Below are 10,706 nucleotides of genomic sequence, written 5' to 3'. Positions count from 1 at the left end.
TGGATAATCCTGCCGATCGTGATGATGGCAATGATTGCGACGACCATTTGAAACGGGTCCATTAATTGCTCCTCAATTCGACGGCCCGCGAAGGGCCTCTATTTCAGATGTTAATCGGTGACTGTCATCGACAATGATTTTTTCGACATTGGCGAGCCGGTCCTTGATTGAGCCGATTTCTGCGCGCAGTTGCGCGTTTTCTTGGCTCAACAATTTTACGCGTTCGACGGCCTCCTGATCGGTTTTGGGATAGACTGCCTGACCCCATGCACCATCAAGCGGGTAGCCATTTTTGATGCGCATCCATGTGGTGAGCACCCATCCAACCGAAATTGCGACAACGCCAATACCTATCATGGGGCCGATGGCCGTAATCATTGCTAGCTTGTCAGGGTCCATAGCTTCCTCCAATGCGCTTCAGCGTAGTTTTTCGATTTCTTCGGAAAGGCGCCCGGCCTTGTCCGTGACGATCCGTTCCAAGACAGCGACCCGTTCTTCCAGACGACCAACCTTGCCATTCAGCGTTTCATTTTCATTGCTGAGCAGCATGATTTTGCGCTCTGCTTCGGGATAGTCGCCATCGGTCAGCGCTGATTTTCCACCCCATTCATCTTCCAATGGGTAGCCATGTTTGGCGCGGATCCAGTTGTTGATGAGCCAACCGACTGTCATCACAACCACAATCGCAATGACGAAATTGGGGCCTGCAAAGCTCATTTGAATTCCCTCCATGGCAGACGGCGTGTGACGGGCCGGATGGGGCTGTCGCGGAAATCAACGCTCAAGTTGCGGCGATCCGCCTTGCGTTTTTTCTGTGCGAAGTGGCGATATGCAAACCACGCAATCAGCCCGAGAATGATGAGTGTGAACATGAAATATTCCCTCCATTATGCTGCCGTTTATCGAAGGCTCTCGATTTCGTCCGCCAGCTGCTTGTTATTGCTGACATAATAGGTTTCCATTTCGGCCAACCGGTGGTCGATTTCCCGGAAACGCGAACGAATGTCGCGTGTTGTGCGGGCAGGTGACTGACGCACGCCTTGCCAGAATTTCTGGTCTTGGCGGTCATCGGTATAAAGATGGACTGGCTTTTGGTTGGCCATCCAAGCGGTGATGACATAGGCAATTAGCGTCCACGGAAAACCGCCCATCAAAGTGAGCATCACCGTGCCAAGCCGGACCCAGAGAACATCAACGCCGGTATAGTCGGCAATCCCTGCGCAAACGCCTTTCCATTTGGCATTCTGCTTATCCAGATAGAATTTGGTATGTGTACCAGCCATTTTAGCGGTTCCTTTCCAGCCTGTGGGCATTTTCGGGGTCGAAATCTTTTGTTTCATGGTCGATGCGACGTGGCTGCCATTCAGGATTTTCCTGCGCGACCAGACGCTCGACGGTATCGAGACGGTCTTCCAGACGACGGGCAAGTTCGTTCATGTCGCCCAGCATCCGCTCATCATCATAGGTAAGCGTTGCCGCGGTTTTCCAGCGGGTGACATAATGCAGGATCAGCCAAGGCAAACCAATAAACAATATGCCAACGACGAAAACGGGGATGAGCGTATCTTCCATCGGATCAACCTTCCTTCTGTGCGTCTTGTTTCATGGCTTTTTTCATCGCTTCCAGCTCGGCATCGACAACGTCGAAGGACTCAAGTGCTGCGATTTCGTCGCCCAAGCTGCGTGGGGCATCTGAACCGATGGACAGCGAGTCCGCATATCCCTGCGCTTCGTCCACGCGGCGTTCGAGCACGTCAAAGCGTGAGAAAGCCTCGCGAACCTTGTCGCCATTATACATCGTGCGCAGCTTGACTTGATTTTCCGCGCTTTCAAGACGCGTCATCAACGCGTTCTGACGGCTACGGGCGTCGGCGAGCTTTTTCTGCAGCTTGTGAATATCCTGCTCCGAAGCTTTCAACGCGTCGTTGAGAACATCGACCTCCGCCGTCAGCTGGTCCTTCATGTCGGTCGCCTTACGCTTTTCGACCAAGGCCGCCTTGGCAAGGTCTTCGCGATCTTTTGACAGGGCAAGATGGGCCTTGTCGGTCCAGTCAGCTTCAAGCGTGTTCAGCTTGTCGATGTGCCGGCGCAGTTCTTTCTGGTCAGCAATCGTCCGGGCTGCGGAAGCGCGGACTTCAACCAGCGTTTCTTCCATCTCCAGAATGATCATACGGATCATCTTCGCCGGGTCCTGCGACTTGTCGAGCAAGTCCGTGACGTTGGCGGCGATGATATCGCGGGTTCGTGAAAATATGCCCATTGGGTAACTCCGGCTAAAACTGTTCATTTGCGTACTTAAAAAGGGTGCGACCGGGTACCTTTAGGAGGTAGGGGGAGCCGGGGTACTCCGGTCGTAGGCAATCGACGTCAGGCAAGATAGCTGACAACGATTGGCTGATGGGTGTAATTTGGGACGTTCATGTTAATATCGTCATAATGGTTGAGAACCGAAACGGCGTAACTGGTGAAGATCATCGACACGGACAGTGCGACTGCCAGCCATAGACGGCTTTCGCTTCCATTTGCCTTGTCGCTGGTTCCGATATCTTTACGCATCTTGTGTCTTCCCTTTTGCATGCCGGTGATATTCCGGCTTGCAAGATGTATTGCAGGGAGTGTGCCAATTTGAATAAAAGCCGGAAATCCGCCATTTGTGAAAAAATGCGACATTCGAGCGCTGGTAATTATTGCCACACTATGGTGAAATATGCCAATCTTTGAAAATGGAACGCGATAGTCATCAATTTATTGGACAATCGTCCGCTTTTCTTGATGCCGTCGAACGCGCAAGCCGCGCCGCACCGCTCAATCGCCCCGTGCTGGTTGTGGGGGAACGCGGCACAGGGAAAGAATTGATCGCTGAGCGCCTGCATCGCCTGAGTTCGCGTTGGGACGGGCCTTTGGTCACAATTAACTGCGCGGCGCTGCCTGAAAGTTTGATTGAGGCAGAACTGTTCGGCCATGAAGCTGGGGCTTTCACCGGAGCTACCCGTGCACGCGAGGGGCGGTTTGAAGAAGCCGACGGCGGCACGCTGTTCCTCGACGAACTTGGCACGTTGAGCATGGGGGCGCAGGAACGTTTGTTGCGCGCGGTCGAATATGGAGAGGTCACGCGTATTGGTTCATCGAGGCCAATGCGTGTCGATGTCCGTATTGTTGCGGCCACCAATGAGCATCTGCCCAATATGGTGGATAAGGGACGCTTTCGTGCGGATTTGCTCGACAGGCTGTGCTTTGAGGTGATCACCTTGCCGCCATTGCGCGTTCGCGAAGGCGATGTTGAGGTTCTGTCTGAATATTATGGGCGTCGGATGGCGGCTGAACTGGGCTGGGCAGGTTGGCCGGGTTTCGGCGCGCTTGCGACCCAGGCCCTCGAAAACCATTTGTGGCCGGGCAATGTGCGCGAATTGCGCAACGTGGTCGAACGTGCCGTTTATCGCTGGGCTGACCCCGCGCAGCCCGTCGATTATATCCAGTTTGATCCGTTCGATAGCCCGTGGCGCGGCGGCGTGGCGGCTTCATCGCCTGTGCAGGTGCAGTCCGATAATCAGGCCGCTAGTGCCGAGCAGCGTTTCTCCGCCGACTTAAGTCAGGCGATTGATGTTACCGACTTTAGAGAAGCGACCGAAAAATATGAAAAGGCGGTCCTTGAACAGGCACTGGCGAAGTGTCGGTATAATCAGCGGCAAACGGCCAAAGCGCTGAACCTGAGCTACGACCAATTGCGTCATACGCTTAAAAAGCATGATCTTTTGGGATAAAAAAGGGGCAGCCTCGGCCACCCCTTTTAACTTTACCAAGAATGTGACGATTAGCCGCCGTTAAAGCTTACCATCGTGTAGAGCATTGGGATCGACAGCAACGTGTTCAAACGCGATGTCATCATCGCTGTCGTTGCGGCCTTTGCCTTTGTCGCATCATCGGCTTCAACGATGCCAAGTGCCTTCTTCTGGTTAGGCCAGATGATGAACCAGACGTTGAATGCCATGATAACCGCAAGCCACATGCCAACGCCGATCAGTTTGTAGGGATCTTGCAGCGTGAATGCCTGATGGGCGTAACCGGCCTGAACCGCAATGATCAGTCCCAGCAACACAGTCAATGCCGCGGCCCAGCGGAAGAAAAACAGCGCAGATGGTGCGATATGCTTCGACACCGCTGGCTTCAGCTCAGCGGGAATTTTCGGCATGGTCGGAATTTGAACGAGGTTGAAATAGTACAACAGCCCGATCCAGACGATCCCGAAGAATGTGTGCAGCCAACGTGTGACAGACTGCGCCGTCAATGCGTCGCCGTGCAAACCGAACATAAGTGCCAATGACAGCACGAGACCGGCGACCAGCACCAGATGTAGATTTCCAAAAAATTTCGCCATTTTTTCCTCCTGTAGGCATTCAGGTGATTTTGCCCCTGATGCGTTCCTGCCTATCTTTGTGGGCCGCTTTTGTCACATAATTTCTGCGTAATTTGCGTGCGCCCGACGGAACGGGCGCTGCGCCCGTTGGTTTGCGTTGCGGACTTCTCAAAAGGAAACATGCAACATGCCCTTCATTCTCCCGGAACTTCCTTACGACGAAATTTCCTTCGGCGGCATCATTTCTGCGGAAACGATCGATTTTCACCATGGCAAGCATCACAAGGCGTATGTCGATAAAACCAATGCCTTGGTCGCCGACGATGCGGCCTTATCAGGTGCGCCCTTGAGCAAAGTTATCACGGCTGCCAAGGCGAAGGGCAATACACAACTGTTCAACAACGCCGCGCAAATTTGGAACCACAGTTTTTATTGGCAGTGTCTGACACCTGAAAAACAGGTGCCTGGCGGCCAGTTAAAGACAATGATTGATGAAAGCTTCGGCAGTGTCGAAAACCTGCTGGCGAAGTTCAAAGAAGAAGCTGTCGCGCATTTTGGGAGCGGTTGGGCGTGGCTTGTTGTTGACGGCGGCCAATTGAAGATCACGTCGTTACATGACGCCGACACACCCTTGGTGCATGATATGAAGCCCGTGCTCACAATCGATGTGTGGGAGCATGCTTATTATATCGACTATCGCAATGCGCGACCTGACTATGTCGATGCGTTACTCGCCAATGCGATTAATTGGGAATTCGTCGCCGAAAATCTAGATGGACAAGGCCTCTCACGCGCTGACCAGTCCTGATTTTAGGCGTTGGGCGGTGTCTCGGCATCGTCGCCCAGTTTTAGCCCGTGGCGCATCAGCATTGGGATATTGGCAAACGCGAATAGGAACGTGCAGGCCGTTACCCCCCACACCTTGATGGACAGCCAGGTGTCGAACGAAAACCACTCGGGCTGCCGAAAAATCTCGTTTAGTCCGGCTAGCACAAGGAAAAACACGCCCCAGCTAAGCGACAGTTTTAACCAGCCGGTTTCGTCCAGACCTTGATAGGCATGCTCCAGAACATATTTGAGCATCGCCTTGCCGCGGAACCATCCCCCAAGCAGCAGAAGCGCGAAAAAGGCGTAAATGATCGTCGGCTTAATCTGGATGAAGCGTTCGTCATGGAACCAGATCGTCAGCGCGCCGAAAAATACGCCTAAAGCGGCCGTGAGCTTCAGCATCGGTGAAATCTTGCCCAGTTTCACCTTAGAGACAATCACCGCAACAAGGATCGCGACCATGAACGTTGCGGTGCCAACAATCGCGCCTTGTTTCGGATCGGTGTCCGAGCTGCCAAATTTTGATGCCACAAAAAACAGCAGCAGCGGTCCGAAATCGAGAATGAAGTTTAAAGTGCCCGACGGCTTTTTGGCCGTGGCTGCGTCGTTCACAACGAACCGCCGCTGATGGCACGGGCAACATCTTGCGCGTTGAAGGGGCGCAGGTCATCAATGGTCTCACCGACGCCAATGGCGTGAATAGGTAGGCCAAACTGCTTGGCCGCCGCGACCAAGATCCCGCCGCGCGCGCTGCCGTCCAATTTGGTCATCACAAGCCCAGTGACGTCAGCGACTTCTTTAAAGGTTTCGATTTGCGATAGCGCATTTTGCCCCGTCGTCGCGTCCAGAACCAACACCACATTGTGCGGAGCCGCGGGATTTAGGCGCCCAAGCACCCGGCGGATTTTCGCCAGCTCATCCATCAGCTCGCGTTTGTTCTGAAGCCGTCCAGCGGTGTCGACGATCAGCACGTCGATGCCTTCTGCGGTTGCCTTTTTCACCGCATCAAACACGACACCAGCAGCGTCGCCGCCTTCGGGGCCAGTCACAATGGGTACGCCAAGGCGTTCGGCCCAAACTTTCAACTGACCAATGGCTGCGGCACGGAACGTATCACCTGCAGCCAGCATGACGCCATAATCCTGTTCAAGGAAAAGGTGGGCCAGCTTTGCAATTGTTGTGGTCTTGCCCGATCCGTTTACGCCAATCACCAATATGACCTGAGGGCGCGGGAAGGCGTCAATTTCGAGCGGGGAGGCAACGGGTGCCAACACGGCCGCCACTTCGTCCTCGACAATCTGGCGGATTCCTTCGGCATCAATGCCCTTGTCAAAGCGTCCCGCAGCAATCTTGTCGCGAATTTGCGCTGCCATGGCTGGGCCAAGGTCCGAAGCAATCAACGCATCTTCAATGTCATCAAGGTCGCGTGCTTCCAGCTTTGCCTTGGTGACAAGCCCCGCAATATTGTCCGTCAGCTTTCCTGATGTTTTCTTCAGGCCGCCAAACAGTCGGTCTTTCCACCCAACATTCTCGCTCATTCTACAACCTCTGCCTGCAATATTCCGTCTGTTGACCGCAACACCCGCGCGGCGACAATGTTGCCTTCGGGCATGACTTTATCCAGCTGCAAATACGCGAAATTCTCCGCGTGGCCACCCCTGCCGCCATTTTCGACCGCGACATTTTGAATGGTGCCAATCAGCCCCTCCAGCCAGCGGGATTTTTCTGCCGCGACCGCTTCGCGTAAAGCCTTGGCACGCGCCTTGATAACGGGATGGGGCAGTTGCGGCATGCGCGCGGCTGGCGTGCCCTTTTTGGGCGAATATGGGAATATATGCCCGTGCACGATCCCGCATTGTGCAACGAGGTCAATGCTGTTGGCAAACATCGCATCGTCTTCGGTCGGGAAGCCGGCAATAATATCCGCGCCAATGGCGATCTCGGGTCGCTTTGCTTTAAGGCGCGCAACCAGATCGATCGCGAGTTCACGGCTATGGCGGCGTTTCATGCGCTTCAGGATCATATTGTCGCCTGCTTGCAGCGACAGATGAACATGCGGCATCACGCGGGCCTCGCCTGTGAGCAAATCGAACAGCCGGTCGTCAATCTCGACACCATCAATCGACGATAGCCTGAGGCGTGCAAGATCGGGAACGAGTTTCAATATCCGTTCGACCAGTGATCCCAAATTCGGGCTGCCCGGAAGATCATGGCCATAGCTGGTGACGTCAACACCCGTCAGCACCACCTCTTTAAAGCCGGTGTCGACGAGCTTTTGAATATGTTCAATGACGCTGCCAGCGGGGACGGAGCGGCTGTTGCCGCGGCCATAGGGAATGATGCAAAATGTGCAGCGGTGGTCACAGCCATTTTGAACTTCGACAAACGCGCGGGTTTTGCCCGAATAGGCGGTGACGAGATGCGGCGCGGTTTGCGCGATGGTCATGATGTCCGAGACAATGACCGGCCTGTCCGAACGATCAATCAAATCGCGTAACAAGGTCGCGTCTTGTTTCTCATGATTGCCAAAGACGCCCGCAACCTCTGGCATGGCCCGAAATGTTTCGGGCTCCACTTGCGCAGCGCAGCCGGTGACCCACACAGACGCGTCCGGGCGACGCCGATGCGCCTGACGGATGGCTTGGCGTGTTTGCCGGACGGACTCATTAGTCACCGCGCAGCTATTGATGATGACAATGTCATCGCGGCCCGCGAGTTGTTCAGCCAGGGCGTTGCTCTCCGCCAAGTTTAGGCGGCAACCCATGCTGATGACTTCAGGCTTTTTGACGGGCGCGTTCATCCAAACGCATCCCAGTCGGCCTGACCTTTGAACACATACGTCGCGCTGCCGGTCATGATGACTGGCTGTCCCGGACTCCAGTCGATGGTCAGGGTTCCGCCCGATTGGTGGACTGTGACGGGGGATGTCGCCTTGCCCTGACGGATCGCAGCAACGGCCGTGGCACACGCTCCGGTTCCGCAAGCGCCGGTCAAGCCGGCACCGCGTTCCCAAACATTTAGGTGGATTTCATTCCCGGCAACCGACGCGACATTCACGTTTACACGTTCGGGAAACACGGAATCGTTTTCGATTGTCGGACCAAGCTGGCGCAAGTCGATGGCATCAACGTCATCGACAAAAAACACGGCATGTGGGTTGCCCATATTGATGGCCATTGGCGCGGCGAGATTGTCCCAAGCCAGTGGCATCGCGTCCGTATTCATGGGGAAAGCAAGCGGTATGTCCTGCCATGCAAAAGTGGCTTCCCCCATCGACACTTCGACGTCATTGCCTGACAACTTGCCTGAAATGATGCCGCCCAAGGTTTCGATGTTGAGGTCTTGGTTCAACAATGCAACGACACAGCGTGACGCATTGCCACATGCCTCAACCTCGCTGCCATCGGGATTGAAAATCCGCATGCGGACATCGGCGATTTCTGAAGGCAGCAAAAGGATAAGCTGGTCACAGCCAATGCCAAACTTGCGATCCGCGATCATTTGCGCCCGGGCAGGGGACATTTCGATGGATTGGACGCGTGCGTCGATAATGACAAAGTCATTGCCGAGCCCATGCATCTTGTGAAATTCACCCATCGTCATGGCGGCGATTTAGGGGTAGCGGGGCATCAAGTCTACCGTTGATGGCGAATATGGCCAACCTATTGTTCATGGAGCCGCCGTGATTGGGCACAGGTCACAGCCGCTCCAACCAACGGAAAAACTTGATTTGCGACGCCAAGGAGGGTAGGGGCGCGTCCAAGGCAAGGATATTGCCTTTCAAATTTTGTTGGAAATCCGTTGTTTCCAAGCTGGTCGGCGAAGATTCGCTCACCGGCTTTTTGTTCGTTTATGCCTCAAACGGGGCATGTTGGTAAGGAATGTCGATGTTTGACAAGCTGAGCGACCGGTTAGGAGGGGTGTTTGATCGCCTGCGCGGTCGCGGTGCGTTAAACGAAGCTGACGTGCGTGAAGCGATGCGCGAAGTGCGTGTGGCTTTGCTTGAAGCCGACGTTGCGTTGCCCGTCGTTCGTGACTTCGTTGAGAAGGTCACCGAGCAAGCCGTCGGCGCGCAGGTTCTGAAATCGGTAACGCCCGGCCAACAAGTCGTCAAAATCGTCAATGATGCCCTTGTCGAAATGCTCGGCGCGGAACAAAGCGACCTTGATCTTGCTGTAGCGCCGCCTGCGATCATCATGATGGTCGGTCTGCAGGGCTCAGGTAAAACCACAACGACGGCCAAGATTGCGAAGATGCTGAAGGCCAAGCAGGGCAAGAAAGTCCTGATGGCTTCGCTGGACGTCAATCGTCCTGCCGCACAAGAGCAGTTGGCAACGCTTGGCACACAGACCGAAATTGCGACGCTTCCGATTATGCAGGGGCAGCAGCCCGTCGACATTGCCAAGCGTGCGATGCAGGCTGCAAAGTTGCAGGGCTTTGATGTTTTGATCCTCGACACCGCTGGCCGCTTGCATGTGGACCAGCAGTTGATGGACGAAATGCAGGCGGTGGCAAAGGTCTCCGTTCCGCAGGAAATCCTGCTCGTCGTCGACTCGCTCACGGGTCAAGACGCCGTAAATGTCGCCAAAAGCTTCGGTGAGCGCGTTAATGTAACCGGTATCGTGCTGACCCGTATGGACGGTGATGCACGCGGCGGTGCTGCGCTGTCGATGCGCGCCATTACGGGCAAGCCCATCAAATTTGCAGGCGTCGGTGAAAAGCTGGATGCCATCGAAGCGTTTAACCCAAGCCGTGTTGCCGGACGCATATTGGGCATGGGCGACGTTGTCGGCCTTGTCGAGCGCGCGACTGAAATGGTCGAAAAAGAGGACGCGGATAAGCTCGCGGCCAAAATGGCCAAGGGCCAGTTCGACATGGAAGACCTGCGCATGCAGTTTCGCCAAATGTCCAAAATGGGCGGCCTCGGCGCGCTTGCGGGTATGATCCCGGGCATGAAAAAGGCCAAGCAGGCGATGGACGCCGGCGGTATGAACGACAAATTGCTCGTACATATGGACGCCATCATTGGTTCCATGACGCCAAAAGAGCGCGCGAAGCCTGAATTGTTGAACGCCAAACGTAAGATCCGGATTGCCAAGGGTTCGGGCATGACCGTGCAGGACGTCAACAAGCTCATTAAAATGCACCAGGAAATGGCGAGCGCCATGAAGCGCATTCGCAAGATGGGCGGCCTAAAGGGCCTCGCCGCCATGTTCGGCGGCGGCAAGGGTGGCATGGGCGGCGGCGACTTGGGTGGCGCGATGGAGGGAATGCACGGGCTTCCCCCCGGCGCTTTGCCACCCGGTTTCGGCGGTCTGCCCGGAATGGGCGGCGGTGGCGGAATGCCGCCAGACCTCGCAAGACTTCTTAGTAAAAAGAAATAAGTATCACATTTAGTTTAAGAATATTTCAGAAAGGTGAGTTAGTTTTATGGCATTATCCATGCGTTTGTCACGGGGCGGTTCGAAAAAGCGTCCTTATTATAAAATCGTCGTAGCCGACGCCCGCGCACCACGCGACGGTA

Annotated in this window: 16 protein-coding genes; 4 read left to right on the top strand and 12 right to left on the bottom strand. The window is 55.0% G+C overall.

The window, feature by feature from the left end; all coding sequences use genetic code 11:
* Positions 1-72: 72 nt before the first annotated feature.
* The 7 genes from ACILQA_RS07510 to ACILQA_RS07480 form a co-directional block, all read right to left on the bottom strand.
* Positions 73-399: a hypothetical protein gene (locus tag ACILQA_RS07510; protein ID WP_395629132.1), complete on the bottom strand. Its 327-nt coding sequence runs from the start codon at positions 397-399 to the stop codon at positions 73-75.
* 18 nt (positions 400-417) lie between these two features.
* Positions 418-717 carry a hypothetical protein gene (locus tag ACILQA_RS07505; protein ID WP_395629131.1) on the bottom strand — a complete coding sequence of 100 codons (300 nt, stop codon included), beginning with the start codon at positions 715-717 and terminating at the stop codon, positions 418-420.
* Positions 714-872, bottom strand: coding sequence for a hypothetical protein (locus tag ACILQA_RS07500; protein ID WP_395629130.1), 159 nt, complete (start codon positions 870-872; stop codon positions 714-716). Before ACILQA_RS07500 ends, ACILQA_RS07505 begins: the two co-directional genes overlap by 4 nt.
* Before the next feature lie 27 nt (positions 873-899).
* Positions 900-1,283, bottom strand: coding sequence for an envelope stress response membrane protein PspC (gene pspC, locus ACILQA_RS07495; protein ID WP_395629129.1), 384 nt, complete (start codon positions 1,281-1,283; stop codon positions 900-902).
* Position 1,284: 1 nt separating this feature from the next.
* Positions 1,285-1,572 carry an envelope stress response membrane protein PspB gene (pspB, locus tag ACILQA_RS07490; RefSeq protein ID WP_395629128.1) on the bottom strand — a complete coding sequence of 96 codons (288 nt, stop codon included), beginning with the start codon at positions 1,570-1,572 and terminating at the stop codon, positions 1,285-1,287.
* A gap of 4 nt (positions 1,573-1,576) precedes the next feature.
* On the bottom strand, positions 1,577-2,260 hold the full coding sequence (gene pspA / locus ACILQA_RS07485) for a phage shock protein PspA (protein WP_324476826.1): 684 nt from the start codon (positions 2,258-2,260) through the stop codon (positions 1,577-1,579).
* A 107-nt stretch (positions 2,261-2,367) separates the two neighbouring features.
* The gene (locus ACILQA_RS07480) at positions 2,368-2,556 is read right to left on the bottom strand and encodes a hypothetical protein (protein ID WP_395629127.1); all 189 of its coding nucleotides are present in this window, start codon (positions 2,554-2,556) and stop codon (positions 2,368-2,370) included.
* A 167-nt stretch (positions 2,557-2,723) separates the two neighbouring features.
* On the opposite strand from ACILQA_RS07480, the gene pspF reads away from it, so the two are divergent.
* Positions 2,724-3,761: a phage shock protein operon transcriptional activator gene (pspF, locus tag ACILQA_RS07475; RefSeq protein WP_395629126.1), complete on the top strand. Its 1,038-nt coding sequence runs from the start codon at positions 2,724-2,726 to the stop codon at positions 3,759-3,761.
* A 50-nt stretch (positions 3,762-3,811) separates the two neighbouring features.
* Here pspF and ACILQA_RS07470 read toward each other — a convergent pair whose 3' ends face one another.
* Positions 3,812-4,375, bottom strand: a complete 564-nt coding sequence (locus ACILQA_RS07470) for a urate hydroxylase PuuD (RefSeq protein ID WP_395629125.1) — start codon at positions 4,373-4,375, stop codon at positions 3,812-3,814.
* 166 nt (positions 4,376-4,541) lie between these two features.
* Between ACILQA_RS07470 and ACILQA_RS07465 the strand changes: the two genes are divergently transcribed.
* Positions 4,542-5,162: a superoxide dismutase gene (locus ACILQA_RS07465; protein ID WP_395629124.1), complete on the top strand. Its 621-nt coding sequence runs from the start codon at positions 4,542-4,544 to the stop codon at positions 5,160-5,162.
* A 2-nt stretch (positions 5,163-5,164) separates the two neighbouring features.
* Here ACILQA_RS07465 and ACILQA_RS07460 read toward each other — a convergent pair whose 3' ends face one another.
* The 4 genes from ACILQA_RS07460 to dapF are packed head-to-tail and all read right to left on the bottom strand — an operon-like array spanning position 5,165 to position 8,779.
* Positions 5,165-5,794 (bottom strand): inner membrane-spanning protein YciB, encoded by a 630-nt coding sequence (locus ACILQA_RS07460; protein ID WP_395629123.1) that lies wholly within the window; start codon positions 5,792-5,794, stop codon positions 5,165-5,167.
* Positions 5,791-6,720: a signal recognition particle-docking protein FtsY gene (ftsY, locus tag ACILQA_RS07455; protein ID WP_395629122.1), complete on the bottom strand. Its 930-nt coding sequence runs from the start codon at positions 6,718-6,720 to the stop codon at positions 5,791-5,793. The genes ACILQA_RS07460 and ftsY overlap by 4 nt, the downstream gene beginning before the upstream one ends.
* Complete coding sequence (gene mtaB / locus ACILQA_RS07450; protein WP_395629121.1) at positions 6,717-7,982, bottom strand: tRNA (N(6)-L-threonylcarbamoyladenosine(37)-C(2))-methylthiotransferase MtaB; 1,266 nt, start codon at positions 7,980-7,982, stop codon at positions 6,717-6,719. The genes ftsY and mtaB overlap by 4 nt, the downstream gene beginning before the upstream one ends.
* Positions 7,979-8,779, bottom strand: coding sequence for a diaminopimelate epimerase (gene dapF / locus ACILQA_RS07445; protein WP_395629134.1), 801 nt, complete (start codon positions 8,777-8,779; stop codon positions 7,979-7,981). The genes mtaB and dapF overlap by 4 nt, the downstream gene beginning before the upstream one ends.
* Before the next feature lie 290 nt (positions 8,780-9,069).
* Between dapF and ffh the strand changes: the two genes are divergently transcribed.
* Both ffh and ACILQA_RS07435 read left to right on the top strand, forming a co-directional pair.
* Positions 9,070-10,566, top strand: a complete 1,497-nt coding sequence (gene ffh / locus ACILQA_RS07440; RefSeq protein ID WP_395629120.1) for a signal recognition particle protein — start codon at positions 9,070-9,072, stop codon at positions 10,564-10,566.
* A 46-nt stretch (positions 10,567-10,612) separates the two neighbouring features.
* The coding region (locus ACILQA_RS07435; RefSeq protein WP_395629133.1) for a 30S ribosomal protein S16 at positions 10,613-10,706 on the top strand (94 nt) is incomplete at its 3' end.

This window comes from Sphingorhabdus sp. (assembly GCF_044239005.1).
GTDB lineage: Bacteria > Pseudomonadota > Alphaproteobacteria > Sphingomonadales > Sphingomonadaceae > Sphingorhabdus_B.
This window is presented reverse-complemented; position numbering and strand designations above follow the sequence as displayed.